The sequence below is a fragment of the Streptomyces sp. B5E4 genome (assembly GCF_039871555.1).
Lineage (GTDB): Bacteria > Actinomycetota > Actinomycetes > Streptomycetales > Streptomycetaceae > Streptomyces.
In genome coordinates this window covers 55811-81320 of record NZ_JBDPMI010000021.1, presented here as the reverse complement: position 1 = coordinate 81320, position 25510 = coordinate 55811, and the positions used below count along the sequence as shown (strand labels likewise).

Genomic DNA, 25510 nt, shown 5'->3' with positions numbered 1-25510 from the left:
GTCCCGCGGCCGGAGGCGGGAGTCAGCCCTTCGCGGTTCTACGTACTGGTCGTGTAACCGCATTTGCTGCACGTCGCTGACTTGCCGTTGGATTGCATGGGGGCGCCGCATGCGGGGCAGTTCATGGTCTTCACCTCCGTTCTCTTCACCTCGGGCGCGGTCGGTACGGCCGGCGCGAGCAAGCGCGTGGATGACCGCGCCGGCCGATGCCCGGCCTGCCATCTGTCCGGCAGGTGGGCGGCCCGCCCCGTGGCCGCTTTGTCCAGGCGGCTACGGGGCGGAGTTCAGGGGGTGAACCGGGCTGCGAACTCCTCGGGCTCGACGACGGTGCAGCCGCGCAGCACGCGCGTCAGGTGGGCGGCCAGCACCCACGGAACCGCGGGGTCGTCGTAGGGCACCGTGACCGGCTTGTCGGGCACGGCAAGCGGGCCGTCGGGCTGGTAGCGCAGGCCGTGCACGCCGTCGATGTCGGGGTGCTTCACCTGTACCGCCACCGCGCCGGTGCGGCGCAGGTGCGGGCACCACCGCGGCGACATCGCGGCGCACCGGAGGCACAGCGGGGGGTGGGCGGTCACCTCGTCCTCGGGCCAGCCGGGCACGTTGCGGTGGTCTTCCAGCAGGAACAGCGTGCCGTGCTCGTCCTCATAGGCAGGCATGGCGCAGATCTGGCACAGGAGCCGGTGCATGGCCCGGCGTTGCCGCTGGGGGTGTACGTGGCCGTAGCGGGGGCGGCCGGCGCCCTGCCGTAACGGCCTGCGGGCCCACAGCACGCCCACGGTGTCGCGGTCGTGGGGGTTCTCGTGCGGGTAGCCGATGCCGTTGGCCTTGCGGATCACGACGGGAGCGGTTCGGCGGTCCTCGCCGGTCCATGCGGTCACGTATGGCACCGGCGGCCGGGCGGCGCTCACGGCCGCCCTCCGCGGCAGCGGAGGCACCGGCAGGGCGGGTAGACGCCGGTGAGCAGAGGCGGCTCGCAGTCGCGGGAGTAGAACCGCTTCTCGCGGCCGAAGGTGCGCCCGCTGTCGCGGGAGACCCGCAGCGTCATGCGGGGGCTTTCAGGCGCCGCCCGTAACCCGGGAGCACTAGGCTCGTACATGCTGACGCTCCAGGAAGCGTTGGCCACGCCCTCGGACCGGTGGTGCGGTCGCGGGGGCCTTGTTACGGGATCATCGCGTTCCGTTACGGACAGCGCACCGACATGACAAGACGTCTACGGACATCTCCCTGTCGGTGCCCGAGGGTTGCTGTCATCCTGTGCGGCATGGGCACGAACGAACGCCTCCGCCGCGCCATGCACCGGGCCGGGCTCGACATCGCTGGCCTGGCCACCGCCGCAGAGGTCTCCACGAAGACTGTTGAGCGGTGGATCGCCGGCACCGCTCCCTACCCCCGCACCCGATACCGGGTGGCCGCCGTCGTGCACGAGGAGGAGTCGTACCTGTGGCCGGAGGCCACGAACACCGCGTCGCTGGCGGGCGCCGAGCTGGTCGCCACGTACCCGCGTCGCAGCGAAGTTCCTCCGCAGCTGTGGATGGAGTTGCTACGCGCGGCCCAGCGGGACGTCGGCCTGCTGGCGTTCGCGGGCCTGTTCCTCACTGAGGAACACCCTGAGTGGCTAGACACGCTCGCCGCGAAGGCGCGCGCCGGGGTTCGGGTGCGGCTTCTCCTCGGCGACCCCGAGGGAACGCAGCTCGCCGCGCGCGATGGTGAGTACCAGATCGGGGGTGGTGTCGCTGGGCGTGTAGCCGCCGTGCGGTCCTACTACGAGCAGCACATGCCGGACTCGGTGGAGATCCGGCTGCACGACACCCCGCTCTACAACAGCATCTACCGGTTCGACGACGACTTGGTCGTGAACATGCACGCCTACGGGGTGCTCGCCGCGCACACGCCGGTGATGCACCTGCGCCGCATCGACGGCCGGTACTTCAACACCTATGTCGAGTCGTATGAGCGGGTGTGGGCCTCGGCGCGGCCGGCTTCCGCGTCTGTGGAGGCGTGATGGCCATGGCGAGGGGCACCCGCCGCATTGATCACTGGCAGGACCCGAACGCCCCGAAGCCGACGAGCCGGAAGACGTCGGCGAGCGTGTTCGTCCTCGATGACGAGGGGCGCCTCCTGATGCTCCGACGGGTCGACAACGACCTGTGGACGATCCCCACGGGCGGCGTGAAGAAGGGGGAGACGGTCGGGCAGGCCGGGGCGCGGGAGTGCCACGAGGAGACCGGCCTGCACGTGGAAGTCACGGGCCTGGTCGGGGTGTTCTCCACCCCGGAGCACGTCATCGTGTACATGCACGGCGACAAGGTCGACGAGGTACGCCAGCCGATCAACATCTGCCTGCGCGCACGAGTTGTCGGCGGTGAGGTTCGCCCGGATCCGTCGGAGGCGGCAGAGGTGCGGTGGGTGCCACCGAGCGAGTTGGGCGACTACCCGATTCACCCAGCGCTTCGGATGCGTATCGAACACGGGCTCGCCGGTGACGAGCCATACGTTTCCTGACACGACGAAGCGCCTCCTGTCCCGGCCGTGTGGCCAGGACAGGGGCGCTCTCGTCTAGGTGTACTGCCGTCGGTGGGCGTCGAGTGCCGCGGCGAGGGGCCTGGCCGGTTCCCGGGGTTGTCGTCGGGGGTGACTCGTCGCCCGTGCACGTGTAGTGCGTCGAGCCGTCCGCGGTCCCGAGCATGTGCAGTGCCATGGTTGGCCTCCTTCGCGGAGTGACGAACCGGTTTGCCCAGGCTTGCGCGCAGGCCGACCACGCGGCCACAGGTGTGCACGAACTTGCGCGTACCGTGGCGCCCTTGGGGTCGAGGCAGACGGGCGCGCACGACAATGTGCCCCGTGCCCCGGCCGTGGACGACGGCGTCGATCGCGCGCTGCGCTACGAGGTGGTGGGCTGGGCGACCGACGACATCAAGGGCGCCTACGAACGCATCACGCCGGAGATGCGTAAGCGCCGTGTCGACAAGCTACAGGCCCGCTTCGTGCAGGCCCGCAAGGGCACGCACTGGGACCAGCGGCGGAAGCGAACTTGAGTCATCCTCGGGAGTCGATCTCCCGTTTCGCTCCCACTGGATCGCGCGAGAGCCCCGTACCGATCTTGGTACGGGGCTCCGCTGCTGGTCAGCCGGGTGGGCGCGGACGGGTTCGAACCGCCGACATCTGCCTTGTAAGGGCAGCGCTCTACCGCTGAGCTACGCGCCCGGACGCGGGGACAGCGTATCGTGCCCCGCCGACCGCGCTCGACCTGCGGGGGGCCGCGGGGATCGTCGTGGGCCGTGTGTTCGTTCAGCCCTGGTGGGAGAATGAGTCTCCAGGGGAGCGCAGGGCACGGAAAGGGGTCTCGTGGCATTCGGCGGAGGCGGAGGCGGCACCCGGCGGTGGGGCTGGGGAGACCGGGGCGACGGGGCTCGGGCCGAGGCACAGGCGGCCAAGGACGCCGCCGCGACCGCGTTCTACGAGCTGGATACCGCGCAGCGCGACCTGCGCATCTCCGTGGAGACGATCGCCGCCGTCGACGACTCCCCCGCCGCCCGCAAGGCGACCTCGGACTTCGCCGCCCTGGGGCAGCGCATCGACGAGGTCAGCCACACGTACATCACCGCCGTCGACTCCTACGACCTCGACCGCGACGACCTCGACCACGGCACCGCCTCCCGCGCCCGGCAGGAGCTGCAGCAGGCCACCAACGGGCTGGAGAAGGTCCGCTCCGACCTCAACCACTTCGCGCACGGCCTCGGCCCCCTCCTCGACCAGGCCGAGAGCCAGCTCGCCCGTCTCGCGCCCGCCGTGGAGCGGGCCCGGCAGGCGCTGCTCGCGGCGACGACGGCGCTGGACGAGGTGCGCGGCAAGGGTTTCCAGGCCGACGATCTGGCCGCCCGCCTCGCCGGGCTGGGGCCGGAGCTGACCAAGCTCAACGAGGGCGCCGGGCGGCACGGCGTGCAGGAGACCATCCACCGCGCCGTCGGCGTGCAGCGCGACGCGGAGGCGCTGCGCAGCGAGGCCGAGCAGTTGCCGCAGCGCGCCGAGGAGATCGATCGCCGCCTCGTCAGCCTGCGCACCCGCGCGCAGGCGCTGGCCACCCGCGCCGAGAAGGTCAAGCCCGTGCTCAGCGAGCTGCGCCGGCGCTTCGCGCTGGCCTGCTGGCGCGATCTGCAGGAGGTGCCGAACCGCGCCGCGCAGGCCGTCACCGAGGCGGAGGAGAAGATCGCCGACGCCGGCCGGGCCCGCCGTGAGCAGCGCTGGCCGGACGCGATCGCGCTGCTGGCGAGCGTACGGGCGCTGCTGAACCAGACCGACGAGGCCGTGGACGCCACCCGCGACCGGCTCCACCGCCTCGACGAGGTGGAGAAGGACCGCACCTCGGAGGTGAACCGCACCCGCTTCGCCATCCGCGACGCGCAGCGCCTCGCGATGGCCGGCCGCGACCGCCCCGACCCCCGGCACGCGGGGCCGCTGGACGCGGCGGTCGAGCGCGTCGACCGGGCGGAGGCGGGCCTCACGGGGCGGCACCCCGACTACTGGAGCTTCCTGGAGGAGCTGGAGGCGGTCCGCGAGACGGTCGCCGAGGTGGTCCAGGCGATACGGACCGAACGCGGCGGCGGCGCCGGCCGCTGACCCCGGCCCTCGCCCGCCGCGCGCCCTACGGCCCGTCCCGTACCGGCGATATGCTGTCCGCCATGCCGCGATACGAGTACCGCTGCCGGTCCTGCGGGACGACCTTCGAGGTCAGCCGGCCCATGGCCGAGTCCTCCGCCCCCGCCGACTGCCCGCAGGGCCACGACGACACCGTCAAGCTGCTCTCCACCGTCGCCGTCGGCGGAGCCGCCACCGGCGCCGCGCCGCAGGCCGGCGGGGGCGGCGGGGGATGCTGCGGCGGGGGTTGCTGCGCGTAGCCGCGGGGGTTCGTAGCGTACGGAGCGTGGGCCAGGCGATTTGCCCCGATGCGCGGACCGGGCTGATGCTGGATTACGGCACAGCCGCGAAGGCGGCGCGGCCCCACGTGGCGGCACCGCCGTGAGGAGGTCCCGCCATGGCAGAGCAGCAGCACGTCATGGAGTCCCTGCCGCATCCCCTGGCCGAACCGCCCAAGGACGAGGTGCCCGGCAGCCGCGAAGCCCTCCAGGACGTCGTCAACGTCGGGCATCCCGTCCACCAGCACACCAAGCTCGACGAGCATCTGCCCGTCGACCACCACCTCAGCAACGTCTACCGCTTCGGTGCCGGCCTCGCAGGCCTCTTCCTCCTGGTGTTCGGCATCCTCGGCCTCATCGACCGCATCGGGTTCTTCGACACCGGCGGCCACCAGACCCTCGGTCTGAACAGCAACGGCGCGCTGAGCGTCCTGTCCATCGCCGTCGGGGCGCTGCTGCTCTACGGCATGGTCCGCGGCGGCAACTTCGCCTCGACGCTCAACATGGTCCTCGGCGGGCTCTTCGTCCTCAGCGGCTTCGTCAACCTCGCCGTCCTGGACACCAGTGGGAACTTCTTCGCCTTCAGAATGCAGAACGTGCTGTTCAGCTTCATTCTGGGCGTCGTCCTGGCGATGTTCGGGATGTACGGGCGCGTGAGCGGCCGGCTCCCCCACGACAACCCGTACTGGCGCACCCGCAACCCCAAGGAGGCGGCCGCGGAGGCCGACGAGGAGGCCCGGGCCGCTACCGGCGCCGCGCGACGGTGAGGCCGTCCGCGACCGTCAGCAGCACCGAGTCCATCCGGGCGTCGGCGACCACGTGGTCGTTGAACCTGCGGATCGCCGCGGCCCCGCCGGTGGCACCCGGGTCGACGACCCGGCCGTGGAAGAGCACGTTGTCCACGACGATCAGCCCGCCGGGCCGCATCCGCGGCACCAGTTCCTCCCAGTACGCGACGTAGCCCTCCTTGTCCGCGTCGAGGTACGCCAGGTCGATGTGCGGCTGCGCCGGCATCGCCCGCAGCGAGTCCGCCGCCGGCCCGAGCCGCAGCTCCACGCGGTCGGCGACGCCGCCCTTCTCCCACGCCTCGCGCGCGTACGCCGTCCACTCCTCGGAGACGTCGAGCGCCACCAGCTTCCCGTCGGCCGGCAGCGCCTGGGCCATGGACAGCGACGAGAAGCCGGTGAACGTGCCCACCTCCACGATGTGCCGGGCACCGACCAGCCGTACCAGGAACGCCAGCAGCGGACCCTGCTCCTGCGCGGACTGCATGCTCGCCGAGTCGGGGAAGCGGCTGTGCGTCAGCTCCACGAGATCGCGCTGCACGGCGTCCAGCGGCGGGTTGTGGTCGAGCACGTACCGGTACAGCTCCGGTGTCTGATCAGCGCGCTTGTCCCGGCCGGCGGGAGAGGGAGAGGTCATGGGAGGCATCCTGTCATCTGCCGGAGTATCTCCTCGCCCGCTGCCACGCCGCGCTCGTCGAGGGCCGTGACGTGCGGCGCGGTCCAGCCGCGGGCGGCCAGCTCGCCGTGTCCCGGCCGCCAGGCGCGGTCGGCGGCCAGGAGGAGGTCGGTGTCGAGGAGGGAGTCCCCGGCGGCGAGCACGCCGTCCTCCGCCGCCGGCTCACCCACTCTCCGTACGACCTCCGCCACCGCCGCGCTCTTCGTCAGCGGGCGCGGCACGGCGTAGATCTTCCGCCCCTGCGCCGATACGGACCACCCGCGGCCCTCCGCCCACTCCCCCAGCTCCTTCAGCCACTCCTCCGGCACCGCCGCCCGCTCCACCACCAGGTACGCGAACAGGTCCTCCGCGGTCCGCAGCTTCCGCAGCCATGCCGGGTCCGCCGCCCGCTCCAGGTGCGCGCGGACCTCCGCCAGCGGCGCGCTGCCCGCGGCCAGCTCCCGGCCCACCCGTGCCCGCCACCCGGTGTCGGCCTCGCCGTCGACGAGCAGGTGGCCGCCGTTGGCGCAGATCGCGTACCGCGGCGGCGGCCCGGGCAGCCGGACGCGGCCGTACTGCTCGCGGGTGCGCGTCGTCACCGGTACGAAGGGGGCCCGTCCGGCGAGGCCGGCGAGGAGCGCGGCGGCGGTCTCGGTCAGGAAGGACAGCGGCCTGCCCTCGTAGACCTCGACGCACAGCAGGCGCGGCGCGGCGGCGTCGGGCATGCCGAGGGCGAGGGCGGCCGGGGAGTAGATGAGGGTGCGGTCGAGGTCGCTGGCGATGACGGTCACGGTGCGGGCGCTCCAGGGGCGTCGGGGAGGGGGGTGCCCGGGGCCGTCGTGGCCGCGGTGCCGTCCGCGCCCGTCGCCCCCCGGGTGTACCGCGGGTGGATCAACCCCACGCAGGTGTACGGCAGATCGTCCGTCTCCTCCACCGGCACCCCCCGCTGCTCCGCGAGCAGCCGTACGTGGTCCAGGTCCGCCCCCGCGCCCCGCCGCGCCAGCACGCGCCACGGCACCCGCCGCAGCATCACGCGCGTCGTCTCGCCGACACCGGGCTTGACGAGGTTCACGTCCCCGATGCCGTACGCCTCGCTGATCCGCTCCACCGCCGCCCAGCCGGCCCAGGTCGGCTCACGCTCGGCACTCGCGGGCATGGGGCGGACCGCGCCGGGGGCGGGGAAGCGGGCGGTGACGGCGTCGAGGAAGTGGCCGGAGAGGTCGTCGCCGGCCAGCTCGCGGTAGAACTTCGCGCCGTGGTAGTCGGCGGGGCCGATGAGGTCGGCGCGCAGCACCGTACGGGATATCAGGCCCGAGACCGTGGAGTTGAGGCAGGCGGAGGGGATGAGGAAGTCCTCGCGGGTGCCGTACGTGTCCACGCAGCGGCCCGGGTCGGCGAGGACGGCGAGCCGCGGGTCGAAGGCGGGGAAGTCGCGCAGCGCGGCGGCGAGTTCGCCGGCGATGGCGCCCTTGCCGGTCCAGCCGTCGACGAACACCACGTCGGCGGGGTCGTGGTGGGCGGCGAGCCGGCGCAGGGCGGCGGTGTCGATGCCGCGGCCGCGGACGATGGAGACGGCGTAGTGGGGCAGGTCGAGCCCGTGGGCGTGCCGGGCCCAGCGGCGCATCAGGATCCCGACGGGGGTGCCGGCGCGGGCGAGGGAGACGAGCACGGGTGCGGGCGACCGCTCGGCGAGCACGGTCTCGGTGACGGTGGCGACGGCGTGCGCGATGCGGCCGGCGGTGGCGTCGAGGGCGGTGTGGAAGAGGCGTACGTAGTCGGGGCTGGGCTGGTACTCGACGGGCAGCGACTCGGCGTAGTGCGCGCCGCCGCGCTGGATGGCTTCCTCGCGCTCTTCCGTGGGGGCTTCGAGGGCGACGTCGGAGAGGTCCTTGAGGAGCCAGCCGACCTCGTCGGGGGCGTAGGAGGAGAACGCGGGCCCGCGCAGGGGCTCGGCCGGGGCCTCCGGTTCTGCGACGGGGGGCACGTACGAGGGGATCACGGCGAGAAGCACCCGGTCGGTGTGCGGGGCGAGCCTGTCGAGGAGCCCGCCGGGGGCGTGCAGGGCGGGGGTGTCGGCGGCGGAGTCGGTGACGACGACGACGGCGTCGTGGGCGTCGGCACCGGTGACGTTGTAGGCGTAGCGGGCGCCGCCGGGGGCGTCGTCGGCGCCGGAGGCGTCCGGGGCGTCGTGGGCGGGGAAGGTGAGACGGCTGCGGATGGCGTAGCCGGGGTGGTCGACGGGCAGCACGGGCGAGCGGGTGGTGGAGGAGAACCGCACGTCGGCGCCGGGGAGAAGGTCTTCGAGGGCGCAGGCGAGCCGGAGGGGCGCGTACATCAGCTCCTCGGTCCCGAGCACGAGCACGCGAGGGGGCTCCGCCGGGGCCGCGGGGAGGTCGAGGGCCCCGGCGATACGGGCGCCCATGGCGGACAGGGCGGCATCGAGCCGCACACGGTGCCCGGCTCCGAACCCGTGCCGGCCGCCGTCGGGCAGCCCGGAGGGCCACCCCAGCGCGACGCGGCGCACGGTGGCGGCGCTCGCTCCCCGCCCCCGCCCCGTCCCGAACCCCGAGGGCTCCGCCCCCGAACCCCCCGGAGCGGCCACCGGAACATCCGGCCCGCCCGCCGCAGGCACCTCGTGCTCCGCGACCAGGTCCGCGCCCCGGCGCAGCACGTCCGCCGGCAGGCGTACCGTTCCCGACGTCAGCGACACCACGTCCACCCGCGTGCCGAGGTCCGCCGCCGACTTCTCCAGGGCCCTGCGGTCCTCCGGCGAGCGCATGTCCGTCAGCGCGGCCACCACGTACCGGGTCCGCGGCCGGGCCGCGTGCAGGGCGGCGATCGTGTTGCGCAGCGTACGGCCCGTCGACAGCTCGTCGTCCACCAGCACCAGCGGGCCGTCCCCCGTCAGCAGCGCCGGGTCCGCCGGGAGCAGCAGGTGCTCCGTCGCGTGGCTGTGCTCCTCCTCGAAGCCCGCCGCCCGCCGTACGCCCGGGACCGCCCGGCGGGTGGAGTGCAGGTACGCGCTCGCCCCCAGTCCGTCCGCCACGCAGTGGCCCAGGCCCGTCGCCGTCTCGGCGTAGCCGAGGACCACCGACCGGGCCGCGGCCTTTGCGCCCAGCAGGTCCCGGGCGAGGCCGCCGAGGCGCAGACCGGCGCCGTGGATGCGGCTCGGGCGCTGCGGGACGTGCTTGCCGAGCACCGTGGAGACCAGCAGGTGTGCCCGGCGCGGGTTGCGGCGCAGCGCCAGGCCCACCAGGTCCCGTAGCTCCGCCGGGCCCGACAGCTCGACCCCGAGCCTGCGCTCCACCCACTCCCCGGACCACACCCCGGAAGCGGCACCCGGCCCTCCACCGGAGCCGGCGCCCGCACCGGAACGCGTGCCCCCGGCCATCAGCCCTCCCCCCGTCCCGCCGCCGCCAGCAGTTCCACGAACGTCGTGTCCTCCCGCGCCACCCCGAACGCCCGCGCCCGCCGCAGCGTCCGCTCGGCCCACGCCCGGTGCGGCTTCGCCTCGTTCATCTTGTTCGTGTACGCCGATCGCATCACCCCGCCGCCCGCACCGGACTTACGCAGGATGTCCGTCGCGTCCACGTACTCCTCGTGGCTCACCACCGACAGCGCGTGCACCGGCGCCACATGGCTCGGGTGGATGCACGTCTTGCCCTGCAGCCCGTTCGTGCGGTCCAGCGAGATCTCCCGCAGCAGGCCGTCCATGTCGTGCTCGATGAGGGCCGCCCGCAGCTCCTCCGCGCGTCCCGCCGCGAACGGGCTGCTCCGCAACTGCGGTTTGAACAATCGTTCCTGCTGGCGGAAGTACTCCCATACCGGCCCCGTGACCGTGAAGCCGCTCCCGTCCGCCCGCCCGAAGACGTTCACCACGTCCCCGATCGCCGCCGCCACCAACTGCACGTCGTACGCCGTCATGTCCGGCGAGCGCCGCAGCCCGTAGGCGGCGCAGAAGTCCGTGACCCCGAGCCGTACCGCCAGCACCCGCTCCCGGTACTGCTCCAGCACCCGCGCGATCCCCCGCAGCGCCGCCGCCCGCGACTCCAGGTGCAGCACCTCGGGCGACTCCACCACCGGCATCGCGTACAGCCGCCGGCCGCCCGGCTCCAGCACCTGCTCCGCCTTGATGACGGCCTCCAGGAACGCCACCCCCTGCACCGCCGTGAACTTCGGCAGCACGAACCCCGACAGCAGCCGCGCCGCGGGACCGAGCCGCGCCACGAGATCGGGGATCTGGCCCGCCTCCCGGGTGCGGACGAACAGCAGCGGCAGGGCACCGCCGGTGTCCTGCCGCTCCAGCTCCTTCAACTGCCGGACGATGTTGGCCTCGGCCTCCGGCACCTCGTCGTCGGCTATGGAGTCCTCCAGGCACAGCACCATCGACACCACCCCCCGCGCCGCCTGGACGCGGATGTCGCGCGCGAGCTGCGGGCGGGTGGCGGGGCTGTAGAGCGTCGCGCCGAGGGCCATGGCCAGCTCGGCGGGCGGGGCGCCGGCGGTGAACTCGGCCGGCTCGCGGTGGAACAGCGCGGCACGCACGTCCGGGGGGACGTGCCCGAAGTGGCGCATCCGGTGCTCCAAGGGTCGTCGCGGCCATGCGGGGCCGACGTGGATGGCAGAAGGCGGGCGGAGGACGGCGGGTAAAAGAAGGTCGAGGATTGGCGATGATTCGGTAAAAGGGACGTCCGGGAGGCCTCCACCGTTCCCCGATCGCCCCGCATTGTGGCCGCCGCGGGCGACAGGGCAGGATAGCTCGCATGACGCACGCCATGGCGCAGGGATCCGACATGTCCGTATCCGTCCCTGCGGTACGGGCCGTGCTGCGCTGGACCCCCGGGGCCGGCGTCCCGGACGTCGACGCCTGCGTCATCCTCCTCGACGACAAGGGCCGGGTGCGCTCCGACGCCGACTTCGTCTTCTACAACCAGCCCCGGCACCCCTCCGGGCTCGCCCGCAAGCTGCCGAAGAAGCGGCAGGGCGAGGGGCTGACCGACTCCGTCGAGGCGCAGCTCGCCCGGCAGGACCCGTCGGTCGACCGCATGATCCTGGTCGCCTCCGCCGACGGCGGCACCCTCGCGCGGGTACGGAACCTGCGGGTCGAGCTGCACGACGCCGGCGGCGGCGAGGCGGCGGCCGGGGAGCCCTTCGCGTACGTGGACATCCAGCCGGACGGCAGCGCCTCGTCGGCGCTGATCTGCGGCGAGCTGCGGCGGGCCGGCGGCGGCTGGCAGTTCCGCGCGGTGACGAAGGGGTACACCACGGGCCTGGTCGGCGTCGCCGGCGAGTTCGGCATCTCGGTGGACGAGACCGACACCGGGCACCACCCGACGCCGGACCCCGCGAACGACCCGGCCTCCGGCGGCCGGCCCGCACCGGGTGCCGCCCAGGCCCCGCAGCCCGCGCAGGCCCCGCAGAGCGCCCCGCCGGCCGCCGCCCGGCAGCCCCAGCCCGCGCCCCCCATCGCGTACGGCTACCCCCCGGCGTTCACCCTCCCGCCCCAGGGCCCGCAGTTCATCGGCCGCTGACCGCCGCGACGGGGACTCACGTCTTCGTCTTGTACCCCCGGCCCCACACCAGCCCCCAGCCGTAGAGCCGGTCCAGCTCCGACTGGAACCCGTACACGTAGCGCACCTCGCGGCGCACCGTCAGCTCGCCCTTCTTGTTCTCGATCAGCAGCACCGCGCACGACCGCGCCTCCGGCGCCCGCTCGTCGAGCGCGATCTCCACCCGCGGCCCGCTGGACGGATAGAGCGTGACGACGGCCTGCGTACGGTCGAACGCGGGGGTGCCGTCGTAGATGTAGACGAAGACCAGCAGCCGCCGGAAGGCGTCCTTGTGGTCGAGGTTGACGTACACCGTCTCGCCGGAGCCCGAGCCGAACCTGTCGTCGCCGCTGAGCTTGATGTACGGCGGGTCGTTGATGTCGCCGAGGAGGTTGCCCAGCGGCTGCACCACGCCCCTGGTGCCGTCCTCCAGCTCGTACATGCACGCCAGGTCGAGGTCGACGTTGACGACGGCCGGGCCCTGCGCCTGCACTATCTCCGGCCGGAACAGCTTCGCCGGGTGCAGCAGCGTCCCGCTGCCCCTGCGGGTGCGGCCGCCGAGGTCGGAGGTGCGCATCCGCCAGGACAGGTTGATGCGCAGGTTGCCGGTGTCGGATCCCTGCTTCGTCAGCGAGAGCAGCGGCTTGCGCTTGGTGAGCTGCACCGAGTACGACGCACCCGCGCTGTCGAACTGCGGCACCCCCTCCCGCCGCCAGTTGCCCCAGAACGACACCTCGCACCCCCAGACGTGGGAAACCCCTCGGGCCCGGTCGGACGACCGGCCCCGAGGGGAATCCTTCCGCATCGAAGACCGCGCGGAACCTACACGCGGGAGGGAAGCTCCTTTTCGGCCGGTTCGTCGTCCCCGTCGCCGCCCTCGGCCGCGATACGCCGGTTGCGGCGGATGGAGGAGTAGAGGGAGAGGCCGATGAAGGCGACGCCGATGACGCCGGTGATCACCTCGTGGATGTGCCACTTGATGGTGATCAGCAGGATGGTGGCCAGGGCACCGATCGCGTAGTGCGCGCCGTGCTCCAGGTACACGTACTCGTCGAGAGTGCCCTGCCTGACCAGGTACACCGTCAGCGACCTGACGTACATCGCGCCGATGCCCAGGCCTAGCGCCATCCAGAAGATGTGGTTGGTGATGGCGAAGGCGCCGATGACCCCGTCGAAGGAGAACGAGGCGTCCAGGACCTCCAGGTAGAGGAACATGAAGAACGCGGCCTTGCCCGCGAGCCCCACGGCGGACGGCTGCTGGCCGGAGCGCTTCGCGGCCTCCTCCGCCTCGTGTTCCCGTTCCTCTTCCTCTTCGAGCTTGTTCTCGAAGTGTCCGGACAGCCCGCCGACGATGAGGTACGTGATGAGGCCGGCGATGCCAGCGGACATGACCGTCCCCGATTTGTCCACATGGCCTCCGCCATGCTGGATCGCGCTGGTGGCGATCGTCATGGCGGTGGTGAGCAGGACGATCAGGGCGATGCACACGGAGATCGCGTCGATCCGGCCGACCTTCGAGAGCGGCTTCTCCAGGAACGGGATCCACTTGTGCTCCCGCTCCGCGAACAGGAACTCCAGGAAGATCATCAGCAGGAACATCCCGCCGAACGCGGCGATCGACGGATGCGCGTCGGTGACGAGCTGCTCGTAGTGGTCGGGGTCGTCCACGGCCAGTTCGATCGCTTCGATCGGCCCGACCTTGGCGGTGATGGCGACGATCACCACGGGGAAGACGAGCCTCATGCCGAAGACGGCGATGAGGATGCCGATCGTGAGGAAGATCTTCTGCCAGAAGGCGTTCATCTTCTTCAGCACGCCGGCGTTGACGACCGCGTTGTCGAAGGAGAGCGAGATCTCCAGGATGGAGAGGATCGCCACCAGGACGAACGCCTCCCACCCCCAGAAGATCGCGGCACAGGCGAGGCCCGCGGCGGTCACCGCGAAAGACCAGCCGAAGGTTTTCAGCACCACTGGCAGTCGTCCATTCTCATCGTGTGTCCGTCCTTCTCCGCGGCCCTGCGCGGCACGGGGCTGTCGTCACCGTACCCGCACGGTTCACCAGCACCCGGCACGTACGTCGTGACCCCATCTTCCCCGGCGGTGTCAAGTCCCCGCACTTCCCGGGTCCGGAAGCGTCAAGAGCCGCTCCGCTGCCGGATCGTGCGGGATTCCGGCCGCCCGCGCCCACCCTGCCGAACACCCGAACGAACACCCGCCCGGCCCCGCGGGACCGTCAGGCGGGGGCGAGAGCCTTCAGCGCGGTCACGTACTCGTCGAGGTCCCGGGCGTCCGGCAGGTCGTTGACGACCGTCCAGCGCACCGTGCCCGCGGTGTCGATGATGAACGTGCCGCGGACCGCGCAGCCCTTCTCCTCGTCGAAGACGCCGTACGCGCGCGCGACCGTGCCGTGCGGCCAGAAGTCACTGAGCAGCGGGTAGCCGAAACCCTCCCGGTCCGCGAAGACGCGCAGGGCGAACGGGGTGTCGCAGGAGACGGCGAGGAGCTGGACCTCGTCGTTGACGAAGGCGGGCAGCCGGTCGCGCAGCGCGCACAGTTCGCCCGTGCACACGCCGGTGAAGGCGTACGGGAAGAACAGCAGGACGACCGCCTTCTCGCCGCGGTAGTCCGAGAGCCGCACGGTCTCCCCGTGCTCGTTGCGCAGCGCGAAGTCCGGCGCCTCGGCGCCGGGCGCCAGCGCCTCGATCCCGTCCAGTGCCATATCCGTGACCTCCGGTCTGCCCGTCCAGCGAACCTTTACCGGGTCACGAGCGTACGGCCGGGGCGGAGGCCGCCCCGCGCCGGGATCCCGTCGCGTCGACCGGGATCCCGGCCACGTGGCATCGCGGGACCGCCCGCGCGGCCCCGGTGAAATGACGTGTCTCAGCGCTTGGTCGAGCGGGCCCCCTTCGGGGTGACCAACCGGCTGCCGCTCCAGTCCGTACCCGCGTTGATGCTCTTGGTCTGGGCCAGACCGGCGGTCTGCGCCGCCTCGCCGATGTCGCTGGGCTCGACGTAGCCGTCACGGCCGGTCTTGGGCGTCATGAGCCAGACCGGGGCGCCTTCGTCGATCATGGTGGTGGCGTCCACCAGCGCATCCGTCAGATCGCCGTCGTCCTCGCGGAACCAGAGCACGACGGCGTCCGCGACGTCGTCGTAGTCCTCGTCGACAAGGTTCTGCCCGGTGATCGATTCGATGGCCTCGCGAAGCTCCTGATCGGTGTCGTCGTCGTAACCGATCTCCTGGACCACCTCTCCGGCCTGGAAACCCAGCCTCGTGGCGGGGTTGGTCCGCTCCTCCGCGTGGTCCGCGGTCGCGCTCACGGATTGCCTCCTGCTCGTGTCCGTCGATCTTCCGAAATCAGCATCACACCCGCGCGCACGCGAGGCGATGGGCGTAGTCCACACGTGCCGGGCGAATCGCGCAAGTACCCGGCGGCCGATCCCGCCCTATGGAGGGCACCCCTGGACCAGGGGGCGCAGTCGCCCGGGTTGCCTGCGGGTACGCTGGCGATCAGCCCGTACGGCCCCTCCACGGCCGTGTCGGTGGAGCCCCGGTGGAACGAATGCAGGGTTACCAAACAGTAGAGATGACGTGGCCGCAACCGCGGTAGACGATGGGAATCAGCGCGAGACGTCTCATCTGTGAGCAGTCCGATTACCGATACGTACAGCGAGGGAACAGCGTGGCTTCCGGATCCGATCGCAACCCGATCATCATTGGCGGCCTTCCCAGCCAGGTCCCGGATTTCGATCCCGAGGAGACCCAGGAGTGGCTCGACTCGCTCGACGCGGCCGTCGACGAGCGGGGCCGGGAACGAGCCCGCTATCTCATGCTCCGCCTCATCGAACGCGCCCGCGAGAAGCGTGTGGCCGTTCCCGAGATGCGCAGCACGGACTACGTCAACACCATCGCGACCAAGGACGAGCCGTTCTTCCCCGGCAACGAGGAGATCGAGCGCAAGGTCCTGAACGCGACCCGCTGGAACGCGGCCGTGATGGTCTCCCGGGCCCAGCGCCCCGGCATCGGCGTCGGCGGCCACATCGCCACCTTCGCCTCGTCCGCGTCGCTCTACGACGTGGGCTTCAACCACTTCTTCCGCGGCAAGGACCGCGGCGACGGCGGTGACCAGGTCTTCTTCCAGGGCCACGCCTCGCCCGGCATCTACGCCCGCGCCTTCCTGCTCGACCGCCTCAGCGAAGCGCAGCTCGACGGCTTCCGGCAGGAGCACTCCAAGGCGCCCCACGGCCTGTCGAGCTACCCGCACCCGCGGAACATGCCGGACTTCTGGGAGTTCCCGACGGTCTCCATGGGCCTCGGCCCGCTGGGCGCCATCCACCAGGCCCGGATGAACCGGTACATGCAGGCCCGCGGCATCGCCGACACCTCGAACTCGCACGTGTGGGCGTTCCTCGGCGACGGCGAGATGGACGAGCCGGAGTCGCTGGGCCAGTTGTCCCTGCCCGCCCGCGAAGGGCTGGACAATCTCACCTTCGTCGTGAACTGCAACCTCCAGCGGCTCGACGGCCCCGTCCGCGGCAACGGGAAGATCATCCAGGAGCTGGAGTCGTACTTCCGCGGCGCCGGCTGGAACGTGATCAAGCTCGTCTGGGACCGCTCCTGGGACCCGCTGCTCGCACAGGACCGCGACGGCGCGCTGGTCAACAAGCTGAACACGACGCCCGACGGCCAGTTCCAGACGTACGCCACCGAGTCCGGCGCGTACATCCGCCAGCACTTCTTCGGCGACGACCTGCGGCTGCGCCGCATGGTCGAGGACATGACCGACGACCAGCTTCTCCACCTCGGCCGCGGCGGCCACGACCACCGCAAGGTCTACGCCGCCTTCGAGGCCGCCGTCGCGCACAAGGGCCAGCCGACCGTCATCCTCGCCCAGACCATCAAGGGCTGGACCCTCGGCCCGAACTTCGAGGGCCGCAACGCCACGCACCAGATGAAGAAGCTCACGGTCGAGGACCTCAAGCGCTTCCGCGACCGGCTGCACCTCCCCATCCCGGACAAGGACCTGGAGGACGGCCTCCCGCCGTACTACCACCCGGGCCGGGACTCCGAGGAGATCCAGTACATGCACGACCGCCGGCAGGCCCTCGGCGGGTACGTGCCGACGCGCGTGGTGCGCTCCCAGCCGCTGAAGCTGCCGGACGACAAGACCTACGCGGCCGTCAAGAAGGGCTCCGGCACCCAGGCGATCGCCACCACGATGGCGTTCGTGCGGCTGCTGAAGGACCTGATGCGCGACAAGGAGATCGGCAAGCGGTTCGTGCCGATAGCGCCGGACGAGTACCGCACGTTCGGCATGGACTCCTTCTTCCCGAGCGCCAAGATCTACAACCCGCTGGGCCAGACGTACGAGTCCGTGGACCGCGAGCTGCTCCTCGCCTACAAGGAGTCGCCCACCGGCCAGCTCCTGCACGACGGCATCTCCGAGGCCGGCTGTACGGCCGCGCTGACCGCCGCCGGCACGGCGTACGCCACCCACGGCGAGCCGCTGATCCCGGTCTACGTCTTCTACTCGATGTTCGGCTTCCAGCGCACCGGCGACCAGTTCTGGGCGATGGCCGACCAGCTCGGCCGCGGCTTCGTCATCGGCGCCACCGCCGGCCGCACCACGCTCACCGGCGAGGGCCTGCAGCACGCCGACGGCCACTCCCAGCTCCTGGCGTCGACGAACCCGGCGGCCGTGGCGTACGACCCGGCGTTCGGCTTCGAGATCGCGCACATCATGCAGGACGGCCTGCGGCGGATGTACGGCTCGACGCCGGAGCACCCGCACGGCGAGGACGTCTTCTACTACCTGACCGTGTACAACGAGCCGATCGTGCACCCGGCCGAGCCGGAGAACGTCGACGTCGAGGGCATCGTCAAGGGCATCCACAGGCTGTCGCCGGCTGCGGCGGGCCGGATCCCGGCGCAGATCATGGCGTCCGGCGTGGCCGTGCCGTGGGCGCTGGAGGCCCAGCGGATACTGGCCGAGGAGTGGGACGTACGCGCCGACGTATGGTCCGCCACCTCGTGGAACGAGCTGCGCCGTGAGGCCGTCGAGACCGAGCGGCACAACCTGCTGCACCCGGAGGAGGAGCAGCGGGTGCCGTGGGTGACGCGGAAGCTCTCCGGCGCCGAGGGGCCGTTCGTGGCGGTGTCGGACTGGATGCGGTCCGTACCCGACCAGATCTCGCGGTGGGTGCCGGGCACGTACCAGTCGCTGGGCGCGGACGGCTTCGGCTTCGCGGACACCCGCGGCGGGGCGCGGCGCTTCTTCCACATCGACGCGCAGTCGATCGTGGTGGGGGTGCTGACGGAACTGGCGAAGGAGGGGAAGGTGGACCGCTCGGCGCTGAAGCAGGCGATCGACCGGTACCAGCTTCTCGACGTCACCGCGGCCGACCCGGGGGCGGCGGGCGGCGACGCCTGACGCCTCCGGCGGGGCGGGCGATCCGGTTCGCCCGCCTTTCCGCGGCAGACTGAGGCATGAGCGCGGGCCCGGGGCGTACGAGACTTCTCGTACGCCCCGGGCCCGCGGTGCGTGGGTGGCGGGATGGCCGGACGATTGACAGATATCAGAATCTGTCATCTGACGGCTGACGCCTGTCAACCGTCAGGCGGTGGCGCTGCCCTTGCTCCTGCCCCGCTACTCCCGCCCCGCCGAGGTGAAGCTGACGTCCGCGTACCGCGGCCCCGCGACCTGCCCGGCCAGGGGCTCCAGCAGCGCGCGGTCCGCCTCGCTCAGCTCGATCGCCGCCGCCGCCGCGTTCTCCTCCACCCGCGACGCCTTCCGCGTCCCCGGGATCGGCACCACCGTCATCCCGCGGAGCGCCGCCTGCCCGTGCACCCAAGCGAGCGCGATCTGCGCCGGCGTCGCCCCGTGCGCCTCGGCGATCTGCCGCAGCGGCGCGAGCAGTTCGGCGTTCTTCGCACCGTTGCCGCCGGTGAAGCGCGGCATCGTCCGGCGGAAGTCGTCGGCGGTCAGGTCGGACTCGGCGTCGACGAAGGCCCCGGTGAGGAAGCCCCGGCCGAGCGGCGAGTACGGCACGAAGGCGACGCCCAGCTCCTGCGCCGCGGGCACCGCCGTCCGCTCCACGTCCCGGCTGAAGACCGACCACTCCGACTGCACCGCCGCGATCGGGTGCACCGCGTGCGCCGCGCGCAGCTCGGCGCCGGTGACCTCGCTCAGCCCGAGGTGGCGCACCTTGCCCTCCTGGACCAGCTCGGCCATGAAGCCGACCGTGTCCTCGATCGGGACCCGCAGGTCGCGGCGGTGCATGTAGTACAGGTCGATGGTCTCCACGCCGAGCCGGCGCAGGCTGCCCTCGATGCAGGAGCGCAGATACGGGCGGTCGTTGCGGATCACGCGCTTCTGCGGGTCCTGCGGGTCGGTACTCAGCGAGAACTTGGAGGCCAGGGTGACGGCGTCCCGGTTGGAACGGATGAAAGGGGCGATGAACTTCTCGTTCTCGCCGTCGGCGTACATGTCGGCGGTGTCGTACAGGGTGACGCCGAGTTCGAGCGCGCGGTCCAGGGTGGCGCGGGCGGCGTCCGCGTCGGTGGGCCCGTACGCGAAACTCATGCCCATGCAGCCGAGTCCCTGGACCCCGACCCGGGGCCCGTCCGTGCCGAGGGGGACGGTGGCGATGGGGGTGTTCACGGAGTGCATCCGGAAGATACTCCCTCGTAGAATTCGATCTTGAAGTCGAGGACGGCGAGCGTCGTCTGCAGATCCGCGATCTGCTGCCTGACCACCTCGCGGTGCTCGCGGAAGAGCTGGGTGCGCTCCGGCATCGTCTGGTCCCCGGCCCGTACCAGCTCGGCGTAGCGGACCATGTCGGCCACGGGCATCCCGGTGAGCCGCAGCTTGCCGATGAGGTCGAGCCAGTCGAGGTCGCCGTCGGTGTAGAGGCGCTGCCCGGTGTGCGAGCGGTGTACGCCGTTGAGCAGCCCGATGCGCTCGTACCAGCGCAGGGTGTGCGCGCTCAGCCCGGTGTACGAGGCGACCTCGCTGATGGAGTAGTGATCTTGGCCCACGGGGCGCACCCGGGCCGCTGTGGTCAGGCTCATTGCCGGCTCCCCACTCTCGACGCGTCGAAGCTACTGGCTTGGAGTGCACTCCAAGCAACACGATATGCGCGGGTTAGGCTCGGCGCATGGACAGCCTGCTTGTGATCGAGTCGTGGCCCGTCGGCACGGCGGCAGCCGCGGCCCTGCGCGCCGACGGCTCGCTCGCCGGGTCGCACGGCCCGGCGGACCACCGCTTCTATCTGGCGTCGGTGACGAAGCCCCTGGTGGCGTACGCCGCGCTGGTGGCCGTCGAGGAGGGCGCGATCGAGCTGGACGAGCCGGCGGGTCCCGAGGGCTCGACCGTACGCCACCTGCTGGCGCACACCTCCGGGCTCGGCTTCGACGAGCACCGCGTGATGGCCCCGCCCGGCACCCGCAGGCTGTACTCGAACGCCGGCTTCGAGGTCCTGGGCGACCATCTCGCGAAGGCCACGGACATACCGCTGGCGGAGTACGTCCGGGACGCGGTCTTCGTACCGCTGGGCATGGCGGCGACGAGCCTGGACGGGTCACCCGCGTATGCGGCGACGTCGACGGTGGCGGATCTGGCGCGGTTCGCGGGCGAGCTGCTGGTGCCGCGCCTGGTCTCGGACGAGACGCACGCGGAGGCGACGTCGGTGGCGTGGGTCGGCCTGAAGGGCGTGCTGCCGGGCTTCGGGCACCAGAGCCCGAACGACTGGGGCCTGGGCCTGGAGATCCGCGACGGCAAGTCTCCGCACTGGACGGGGTCGTCGTCCTCCCCGCAGACGTACGGCCACTTCGGCCAGTCGGGCACGTTCCTGTGGGTCGACCCGGAGGCGCCCACGGCGGCGGGGCACGGGGCGGCGTGCGTGGCACTGGCCGACGAAAGGTTCGGGGACTGGGCGGTGCAGGCGTGGCCGCCGTTCACGGACGGGGTGCTGGCGGAGCTGGCCGCGGGCAAGTGACCTCTGCCGCGCAGTCGGCGGCGGGTCGTGCACCTGGCGGTGGCTGACGCTCAGCGCACGAGCTGGAGGGCCTGCTTCATCAGCTCGCTGTCGTCGAGGGCGAAGGTGCCGGTGTGCAGGAGGTCGTGGCCGTACATCTGCCTGGCCGGGGCGATGCTGCGGTCGGGGCGCAGGCTCCAGCGGGTGTGCGGGATGTCGAGGCGGGGTCCGGAGCCGCCGATGCGGGCGGACCAGCCGGTGCAGATCACCCAGCCGGCGCAGGCGTTCTCGTGTCCGCCGCGGGAGCCGTACAGACCCAGGGCGTGGTGTGCCGCGGCGACGGCCAGCAGGTCGGGGTGCTCCAGCTCCGGCACCGGCAGGACGCCGACGATCGCGGTGGTGCCGAAGTGGCCGGTGGTGGTGTAGGCGAGCAGGCAGCGGCGGTCGGGCCAGTGGTGGGTGAGCGGGAAGACGGTGACACGGCCGGTGCCGGTCTGCTCGCTGCCCATGGTGCTCCTGTCGGTCCGTGTCGGCCCCCGCGGCACAGTAGCCGCGGGGACTGACATTTCGGCGCATATCAGCGGTGACCGGGGGACGGGTTGCCGCCGCCTCCGTCGCCGTCCTCGATGTCGGTGTTGTCGTCCTCGTCCCCCGGGTCGCCCCAGGCAGCGGGGGAGATCGTCAATCCGTTCGGGAGGTGCATCGTTGGGTGCCTCCTCTTAAGGGACGCCCCGGGCCGCCCGGGGCGGTGGTCAGCTCGGCACTGCCCATCGCACTCATCTCCGGCTCTGATCACTCTGGTGAGCGTCACCGCCACATCGGCCCGCACGGCGCCGAGGCGGAGACGAGGCTGAGACGAGGCGGGGCCGTGCCAACCGCGAGCCGGGCAGGACTACGTCCGCCTGGGTGAGCGCGTGCCGGAGCTGTTCGGCAGCCGTGTGCGTATCTACGGCCTGGGTCATTGCCATGCGCAGGAAGCTAGGGACGGCCCCGGCGCTGGTCGACGCAATGTTCTCCGATGTTCTCGCAGCTTGACCGGATGTTCTCGTGTGTTCGCAAACAGCCGGTGGCACGCTGTAGTCGCGCTCCCACTGGCCGAGGATCCTGGACGGACAACACCGTTCCCACGAAAGGGGAAACGACCATGGTGCGCAGGCTGCGCTTCAACGGCACCGACAGCAAGAACGGAGGATGCCCAGCCGTCCACGAGCTGGACACGGGCGATATCGTCGTGCAAGGCCCACAGCTCACGGCCCCCGAAGAACTCCGGCAGTTACAGCACCTCGGTACTTCGGATGTCGCGGTCGTGGTGCCGCGGGAATTGCTCGTTCACCACGGCCCCAAGGAGGTCGAGCACGTGGCCAACCTGATCGACCTCGACGAGTTCGGCAGGCTCTTCGAGACCTTCGAACACTCCGCTTGGCGGCTGGAGTCGCGCCGCGGCTATGCCTCCGACCGCGACGACCTGGACTTCGAAGAATTCCAGAAGACCGGCACAGTGACCTACGACCTCGACTCCAAGTGGTGCACGAACATGCGGCGCCAGACCGGCGCGGGCAAGCGCGTCGGCCGGGTCCGGATCGTCGACGACCCGCCGACCGAGGGGCAGTTGTTCCTCCTCGCCTACGCCGAGTGCAACGCGACCACCGGCGAGGACATCCGCAACCTGCGACGCACCGAGGCCGAGCGGCTGAACCTCCCCGACGCGGACTTCTGGGTCTTCGACTCGCGGATGGTGGCACTGCTGAACTTCGACGAGGCAGACGTCCTGCTGAACGTCGAGGTCATCACGGAGCCCGCCGAGGTCAACGGGTACATGCAGGCGTTCGACGCCGCGATGCACCACGCCACGCCGTACCTCCGATTCGCCACCCAGTTGAAGCGGTGAACGCCGGCCGGTGAGCACGGACTACCAGCAGGCGCGCGTAGCCCTCGGGCAGCGCCTGCGCGAGCTTCGCCTCTCGCATCCCCAAGGCCGACTCACCGGCCCGCAACTCGCCGCGCGACTTGGCTGGCCACACTCGAAGATCTACAAGCTGGAGAACGGCAAGCAGACCGCCAGCACCGACGACTTGCAGTCGTGGGCAGAGGCCACCGGTCAACCCGAGGCCGCCGACGAGCTGCACGCGCGCCTTCAGGGCTTCGAATCCCACATCCGCTCCTGGCGCCGGCAGCTCGCCGCCGGCCACCGCCCGGTCCAGGACACCTGGAACAACGAAGTCGCCCGGAGCACGGTCCTGCACACCTGGGAGGAGTCCGTCGTACCGGGCATGTTGCAGACCGCCGACTACGCCCGCCACATCTTCCTGCGTTACGCCCAGTTCCAGGGCACCGCACCCGACACCGACGACGCCGTACGGGCGCGGACACGACGGCAGGAATGGCTGTACGAACCAGGACACAAACTCCACGCCCTGGTCTGGGAAGCAGCACTGCACGCGCTCGTCTGCCCTCCGAACGTACTCGGCGCCCAACTCGACCGACTCGCCGGCATCATCGGCATCGACACCGTTGAGCTTGGAGTCGTCCCACTCAGCGCGTCGTTGAAGCTCCCGCCCGCCAACGGCTTCTGGGTCTTCGACCAACGACTCGTCATCACTGAGGACTGGCACGCCGAACTATGGCTGGACGACGCCGAGAGCATCACGACCTACTTGCAGGTGTGGAAGGCACTACGCGAGTCCGCGTCGTACGGTCCGGAAGCACACCGGATCATCGCCCGCGCCCGGAGCACGCTCAATCCGCCGTGACGGCGTGTCCCGTGTCTCTGGCCGGGGCTAGGCTGGTGGTCGAGTGACGTGGAGGGGGAGAGACGATGCTTTTCGGATTCGGCAGCGCGTTAGAGAAGTTGGTGACGGTCGCGGGAGTGGTGGTTGCGGCGGTCGCGGTGGTGAAGCTGGCCGAGGAGACCGAACCGGCGGACGCGGCAGGGGACGGCGCGCCCGAGGACACCCGGCCCGCGGAGGCGTGAGGCAGTCCCTCTACGTTCCGGGCGGTACGTCACGCAGCTCGAACCAGACGGTCTTGCCGATCCCGTGCCGCCGCGGGTAGGCCCCCCACCGCGACGCCAGCGCCGCCACCAGCGTCAGCCCCCGGCCCGACTCGTCGTCGGGCCCGGCCTCGCGCGGGGTGGGCAGCTCGCTGCTCCCCGCGTCGGAGACCTCGACGCGCAGTCCGCCGTCGCCCAGCACGCACCGGGCGGTGATGTGGCGACCGCGCGGGGCGTGTGCGTGGAGGCACGCGTTGGTCAGTAGTTCGCTCACCAACAGCACGGCGGTGTCGGCTGTTCCGGGCGGCAGCTTCCACTCGCGTGCCTGCTCGGCGAGGAGAACACGGCCGCGGGCAGGGCTGCGGCGGCTCGTCGGCAGCCGCCACACGACGTCCGGTGGGAAGGGGGTGGGATCTTTGAGGTTCACCTCTCACAGAGTGGTTTCTGGTCGCTACTGTGAGTAGGGACAGGGGGGGTCGATGGACCTCCGTACCCCTCAATGGCGAGGTGAACGCGGTGACTACGCTCGAAAACTCCCAGCCCCCGGTGCAGTGGCGGTACTGCGGCAACCAGACGAAGCGCTGGCGCACGCGGGCGGGCGTGAGCCGCGAGGAGCTGGCGACGGAGGCGGGGTACGCCTACGACACCGTGAAGATGATGGAGCAGGGTCGTCGTCGGCCGACGCCGCGGTTGTTGCAGGTGGCGGATGAGATGTGCGATGCGCAGGGGATGTTGGTGGCGGCGCTGGGGTACTTGCAGCCGGAGAAGTTCGCGTCGTACTCGCAGGAGTTCATGCTGTACGAGGCCGAGGCTGTCTCCAGGATGTCGTACGAGCCGAGGTACATCCCGGGCTTGCTCCAGACCGAGGAGTATGTCCGAGCGGTATTGTCCTCCCACCAACCGCCGTTGGCCGCAGAGACGTTCGCGGAGCAGGTCAAGGCGCGACTAGAACGACAAGCACTGCTGGATCACGAAAGTCGCTCGTTCAGCTTTGTCATCGAAGACGCCGTGCTGCGCCGCCGCTTTAGCGAGGAGGAAGCGTGCGAACGGCAACTGCGCCGACTGCTGGAAGCCGCCGAGCGGCGCAACGTCACCTTGCAAGTGATGCCGTCCGACCGTGGCCTTCATGCCGGTCTCAGAGGCCCGGTCGTCATCCTGGAGACGCCCGAGCACGACCACCTCGCCTACGAGGAAGGCCAGACGACCGGAGTCCTCTACGCTGACCCGGAGAAGGTCAGCACCGTGATGCGTCGCCATGACATGATCGCCCGCGAGGCCCTGTGCCCAGGGGACTCCCTCCGTTTCATCACGCAGCTCCTGGAGGAGTGATGATGGACAAGCTCGACTGGGTCAAGTCCAGCTACAGCGACAGTTCCGGCGGCGACTGCATCGAAGTCGCCGTCGCCTGGCGCAAGTCCACGCACAGCAACAGCGAAGGCGGCGACTGCGTCGAGGTTGCCTCCGCCCCAGGCGCCGTCCACGTCCGTGATTCCAAGGACCCCCACGGCCCCCACCTCTGCTTCACCCCGGAAGCCTGGTCCGCCTTCGTCACCCACGCCGCCACCGCAGCCACCACCGACTGACCCTGCCCGGAGGCCGGGGCGGCCCTGAGAACCGGACCGCCCCGGCCTCCGGGACAAAGG

General features: G+C 71.3%; 28 protein-coding genes and 1 tRNA gene. 14 read left to right on the top strand and 15 right to left on the bottom strand.

The features are described from left to right. Window positions 1-284: 284 nt before the first annotated feature. The gene (locus tag ABGA99_RS24570; protein ID WP_347583429.1) at window positions 285-878 is read right to left on the bottom strand and encodes a hypothetical protein; all 594 of its coding nucleotides are present in this window, start codon (window positions 876-878) and stop codon (window positions 285-287) included. A 383-nt stretch (window positions 879-1261) separates the two neighbouring features. On the opposite strand from ABGA99_RS24570, the gene ABGA99_RS24565 reads away from it, so the two are divergent. The 3 genes from ABGA99_RS24565 (at window position 1262) to ABGA99_RS24555 (ending at window position 3035) form a co-directional block, all read left to right on the top strand. Continuing rightward, entirely contained in the window at window positions 1262-2002 is a 741-nt protein-coding gene (locus tag ABGA99_RS24565) for an XRE family transcriptional regulator (protein ID WP_347583428.1), read from the top strand. Beyond that, window positions 2002-2502: an NUDIX domain-containing protein gene (locus ABGA99_RS24560; protein WP_347583427.1), complete on the top strand. Its 501-nt coding sequence runs from the start codon at window positions 2002-2004 to the stop codon at window positions 2500-2502. The genes ABGA99_RS24565 and ABGA99_RS24560 overlap by 1 nt, the downstream gene beginning before the upstream one ends. Window positions 2503-2801: 299 nt before the next feature. Next, entirely contained in the window at window positions 2802-3035 is a 234-nt protein-coding gene (locus tag ABGA99_RS24555; protein WP_347583426.1) for a hypothetical protein, read from the top strand. A gap of 97 nt (window positions 3036-3132) precedes the next feature. On the opposite strand, the gene ABGA99_RS24550 is transcribed toward ABGA99_RS24555, so the two are convergent. After that, window positions 3133-3204 (bottom strand) — tRNA-Val (locus tag ABGA99_RS24550). Window positions 3205-3345: 141 nt separating this feature from the next. Between ABGA99_RS24550 and ABGA99_RS24545 the strand changes: the two genes are divergently transcribed. The 3 genes from ABGA99_RS24545 to ABGA99_RS24535 all read left to right on the top strand — a co-directional run bounded on the left by ABGA99_RS24545 (window position 3346) and on the right by ABGA99_RS24535 (window position 5680). Then, window positions 3346-4617 (top strand): hypothetical protein, encoded by a 1272-nt coding sequence (locus ABGA99_RS24545; protein WP_347579538.1) that lies wholly within the window; start codon window positions 3346-3348, stop codon window positions 4615-4617. Window positions 4618-4679: 62 nt separating this feature from the next. Beyond that, window positions 4680-4895, top strand: a complete 216-nt coding sequence (locus ABGA99_RS24540) for a zinc ribbon domain-containing protein (RefSeq protein WP_347579539.1) — start codon at window positions 4680-4682, stop codon at window positions 4893-4895. A gap of 137 nt (window positions 4896-5032) precedes the next feature. After that, window positions 5033-5680 (top strand): DUF4383 domain-containing protein, encoded by a 648-nt coding sequence (locus ABGA99_RS24535; protein WP_347579540.1) that lies wholly within the window; start codon window positions 5033-5035, stop codon window positions 5678-5680. Here the strand turns inward: ABGA99_RS24535 and ABGA99_RS24530 are convergent. The 4 genes from ABGA99_RS24530 to ABGA99_RS24515 all read right to left on the bottom strand — a co-directional run bounded on the left by ABGA99_RS24530 (window position 5658) and on the right by ABGA99_RS24515 (window position 10928). Then, the gene (locus ABGA99_RS24530) at window positions 5658-6335 is read right to left on the bottom strand and encodes an O-methyltransferase (RefSeq protein ID WP_347579541.1); all 678 of its coding nucleotides are present in this window, start codon (window positions 6333-6335) and stop codon (window positions 5658-5660) included. The two genes, ABGA99_RS24535 and ABGA99_RS24530, sit on opposite strands and share 23 nt — an antisense overlap. Next, window positions 6332-7144 carry an HAD family hydrolase gene (locus tag ABGA99_RS24525; RefSeq protein WP_347583425.1) on the bottom strand — a complete coding sequence of 271 codons (813 nt, stop codon included), beginning with the start codon at window positions 7142-7144 and terminating at the stop codon, window positions 6332-6334. The genes ABGA99_RS24530 and ABGA99_RS24525 overlap by 4 nt, the downstream gene beginning before the upstream one ends. After that, a complete protein-coding gene (locus ABGA99_RS24520) occupies window positions 7141-9660 on the bottom strand; it encodes a phosphoribosyltransferase (RefSeq protein WP_347579609.1) in 2520 nt (839 codons plus the stop codon). Before ABGA99_RS24520 ends, ABGA99_RS24525 begins: the two co-directional genes overlap by 4 nt. Before the next feature lie 83 nt (window positions 9661-9743). Beyond that, entirely contained in the window at window positions 9744-10928 is a 1185-nt protein-coding gene (locus tag ABGA99_RS24515) for an HpcH/HpaI aldolase/citrate lyase family protein (RefSeq protein ID WP_347579543.1), read from the bottom strand. A gap of 188 nt (window positions 10929-11116) precedes the next feature. Here ABGA99_RS24515 and ABGA99_RS24510 point away from each other — a divergent pair, with 188 nt between their 5' ends. Continuing rightward, window positions 11117-11884 carry a TerD family protein gene (locus tag ABGA99_RS24510; RefSeq protein ID WP_347583424.1) on the top strand — a complete coding sequence of 256 codons (768 nt, stop codon included), beginning with the start codon at window positions 11117-11119 and terminating at the stop codon, window positions 11882-11884. A 16-nt stretch (window positions 11885-11900) separates the two neighbouring features. Here ABGA99_RS24510 and ABGA99_RS24505 read toward each other — a convergent pair whose 3' ends face one another. From ABGA99_RS24505 to ABGA99_RS24490, 4 genes are all read right to left on the bottom strand, one after another. Further along, window positions 11901-12635: a Tellurium resistance gene (locus ABGA99_RS24505; protein ID WP_347579545.1), complete on the bottom strand. Its 735-nt coding sequence runs from the start codon at window positions 12633-12635 to the stop codon at window positions 11901-11903. An 89-nt stretch (window positions 12636-12724) separates the two neighbouring features. Continuing rightward, window positions 12725-13873, bottom strand: a complete 1149-nt coding sequence (locus ABGA99_RS24500) for a DUF475 domain-containing protein (protein ID WP_347579546.1) — start codon at window positions 13871-13873, stop codon at window positions 12725-12727. Between the two features lie 262 nt (window positions 13874-14135). Next, a complete protein-coding gene (locus tag ABGA99_RS24495; protein ID WP_347579547.1) occupies window positions 14136-14621 on the bottom strand; it encodes a peroxiredoxin in 486 nt (161 codons plus the stop codon). Window positions 14622-14782: 161 nt separating this feature from the next. After that, window positions 14783-15223 carry a DUF3052 domain-containing protein gene (locus ABGA99_RS24490; RefSeq protein WP_047015555.1) on the bottom strand — a complete coding sequence of 147 codons (441 nt, stop codon included), beginning with the start codon at window positions 15221-15223 and terminating at the stop codon, window positions 14783-14785. Window positions 15224-15585: 362 nt separating this feature from the next. Here ABGA99_RS24490 and aceE point away from each other — a divergent pair, with 362 nt between their 5' ends. After that, complete coding sequence (aceE, locus tag ABGA99_RS24485; protein ID WP_347579548.1) at window positions 15586-18333, top strand: pyruvate dehydrogenase (acetyl-transferring), homodimeric type; 2748 nt, start codon at window positions 15586-15588, stop codon at window positions 18331-18333. Between the two features lie 216 nt (window positions 18334-18549). Here aceE and ABGA99_RS24480 read toward each other — a convergent pair whose 3' ends face one another. Together ABGA99_RS24480 and ABGA99_RS24475 are read right to left on the bottom strand one after the other, a co-directional pair. Beyond that, on the bottom strand, window positions 18550-19572 hold the full coding sequence (locus ABGA99_RS24480; RefSeq protein ID WP_347579549.1) for an aldo/keto reductase: 1023 nt from the start codon (window positions 19570-19572) through the stop codon (window positions 18550-18552). Next, a complete protein-coding gene (locus tag ABGA99_RS24475) occupies window positions 19560-19973 on the bottom strand; it encodes a MerR family transcriptional regulator (RefSeq protein WP_347579550.1) in 414 nt (137 codons plus the stop codon). Before ABGA99_RS24475 ends, ABGA99_RS24480 begins: the two co-directional genes overlap by 13 nt. Window positions 19974-20059: 86 nt before the next feature. Between ABGA99_RS24475 and ABGA99_RS24470 the strand changes: the two genes are divergently transcribed. Next, on the top strand, window positions 20060-20899 hold the full coding sequence (locus ABGA99_RS24470) for a serine hydrolase domain-containing protein (RefSeq protein ID WP_347579551.1): 840 nt from the start codon (window positions 20060-20062) through the stop codon (window positions 20897-20899). Between the two features lie 50 nt (window positions 20900-20949). On the opposite strand, the gene ABGA99_RS24465 is transcribed toward ABGA99_RS24470, so the two are convergent. Next, entirely contained in the window at window positions 20950-21387 is a 438-nt protein-coding gene (locus ABGA99_RS24465) for a hypothetical protein (RefSeq protein WP_347579552.1), read from the bottom strand. 68 nt (window positions 21388-21455) lie between these two features. Continuing rightward, window positions 21456-21581: a hypothetical protein gene (locus tag ABGA99_RS24460; RefSeq protein WP_347579553.1), complete on the bottom strand. Its 126-nt coding sequence runs from the start codon at window positions 21579-21581 to the stop codon at window positions 21456-21458. Window positions 21582-22022: 441 nt separating this feature from the next. Here ABGA99_RS24460 and ABGA99_RS24455 point away from each other — a divergent pair, with 441 nt between their 5' ends. From ABGA99_RS24455 to ABGA99_RS24445, 3 genes are all read left to right on the top strand, one after another. Then, window positions 22023-22766, top strand: coding sequence for a DUF6879 family protein (locus ABGA99_RS24455; protein ID WP_347579554.1), 744 nt, complete (start codon window positions 22023-22025; stop codon window positions 22764-22766). A gap of 10 nt (window positions 22767-22776) precedes the next feature. Further along, complete coding sequence (locus ABGA99_RS24450; protein WP_347579555.1) at window positions 22777-23628, top strand: helix-turn-helix transcriptional regulator; 852 nt, start codon at window positions 22777-22779, stop codon at window positions 23626-23628. 65 nt (window positions 23629-23693) lie between these two features. Continuing rightward, window positions 23694-23849, top strand: coding sequence for a hypothetical protein (locus ABGA99_RS24445; RefSeq protein ID WP_347579556.1), 156 nt, complete (start codon window positions 23694-23696; stop codon window positions 23847-23849). 10 nt (window positions 23850-23859) lie between these two features. Here ABGA99_RS24445 and ABGA99_RS24440 read toward each other — a convergent pair whose 3' ends face one another. Further along, window positions 23860-24294 (bottom strand): ATP-binding protein, encoded by a 435-nt coding sequence (locus tag ABGA99_RS24440; RefSeq protein ID WP_347579557.1) that lies wholly within the window; start codon window positions 24292-24294, stop codon window positions 23860-23862. Between the two features lie 89 nt (window positions 24295-24383). On the opposite strand from ABGA99_RS24440, the gene ABGA99_RS24435 reads away from it, so the two are divergent. Next, entirely contained in the window at window positions 24384-25196 is an 813-nt protein-coding gene (locus ABGA99_RS24435) for a helix-turn-helix transcriptional regulator (protein WP_347579558.1), read from the top strand. Beyond that, window positions 25196-25450 carry a DUF397 domain-containing protein gene (locus ABGA99_RS24430; RefSeq protein ID WP_347579559.1) on the top strand — a complete coding sequence of 85 codons (255 nt, stop codon included), beginning with the start codon at window positions 25196-25198 and terminating at the stop codon, window positions 25448-25450. Before ABGA99_RS24435 ends, ABGA99_RS24430 begins: the two co-directional genes overlap by 1 nt. Window positions 25451-25510: the final 60 nt, after the last annotated feature.

Bases quoted from the DNA above. Each gene is read 5' to 3' on its own strand.
- ABGA99_RS24565 (WP_347583428.1), top strand. From the start codon at position 1,262: ATGGGCACGAACGAACGCCTCCGCCGCGCCATGCACCGGGCCGGGCTC.
- ABGA99_RS24560 (WP_347583427.1), top strand. From the start codon at position 2,002: ATGGCCATGGCGAGGGGCACCCGCCGCATTGATCACTGGCAGGACCCG.
- ABGA99_RS24540 (WP_347579539.1), top strand. From the start codon at position 4,680: ATGCCGCGATACGAGTACCGCTGCCGGTCCTGCGGGACGACCTTCGAG.
- ABGA99_RS24535 (WP_347579540.1), top strand. From the start codon at position 5,033: ATGGCAGAGCAGCAGCACGTCATGGAGTCCCTGCCGCATCCCCTGGCC.
- ABGA99_RS24530 (WP_347579541.1), bottom strand. From the start codon at position 6,335: ATGACCTCTCCCTCTCCCGCCGGCCGGGACAAGCGCGCTGATCAGACA.
- ABGA99_RS24515 (WP_347579543.1), bottom strand. From the start codon at position 10,928: ATGCGCCACTTCGGGCACGTCCCCCCGGACGTGCGTGCCGCGCTGTTC.
- ABGA99_RS24510 (WP_347583424.1), top strand. From the start codon at position 11,117: ATGACGCACGCCATGGCGCAGGGATCCGACATGTCCGTATCCGTCCCT.
- ABGA99_RS24495 (WP_347579547.1), bottom strand. From the start codon at position 14,621: ATGGCACTGGACGGGATCGAGGCGCTGGCGCCCGGCGCCGAGGCGCCG.
- ABGA99_RS24480 (WP_347579549.1), bottom strand. From the start codon at position 19,572: ATGCACTCCGTGAACACCCCCATCGCCACCGTCCCCCTCGGCACGGAC.
- ABGA99_RS24475 (WP_347579550.1), bottom strand. From the start codon at position 19,973: ATGAGCCTGACCACAGCGGCCCGGGTGCGCCCCGTGGGCCAAGATCAC.
- ABGA99_RS24470 (WP_347579551.1), top strand. From the start codon at position 20,060: ATGGACAGCCTGCTTGTGATCGAGTCGTGGCCCGTCGGCACGGCGGCA.
- ABGA99_RS24465 (WP_347579552.1), bottom strand. From the start codon at position 21,387: ATGGGCAGCGAGCAGACCGGCACCGGCCGTGTCACCGTCTTCCCGCTC.
- ABGA99_RS24460 (WP_347579553.1), bottom strand. From the start codon at position 21,581: ATGCACCTCCCGAACGGATTGACGATCTCCCCCGCTGCCTGGGGCGAC.
- ABGA99_RS24455 (WP_347579554.1), top strand. From the start codon at position 22,023: ATGGTGCGCAGGCTGCGCTTCAACGGCACCGACAGCAAGAACGGAGGA.
- ABGA99_RS24445 (WP_347579556.1), top strand. From the start codon at position 23,694: ATGCTTTTCGGATTCGGCAGCGCGTTAGAGAAGTTGGTGACGGTCGCG.
- ABGA99_RS24430 (WP_347579559.1), top strand. From the start codon at position 25,196: ATGATGGACAAGCTCGACTGGGTCAAGTCCAGCTACAGCGACAGTTCC.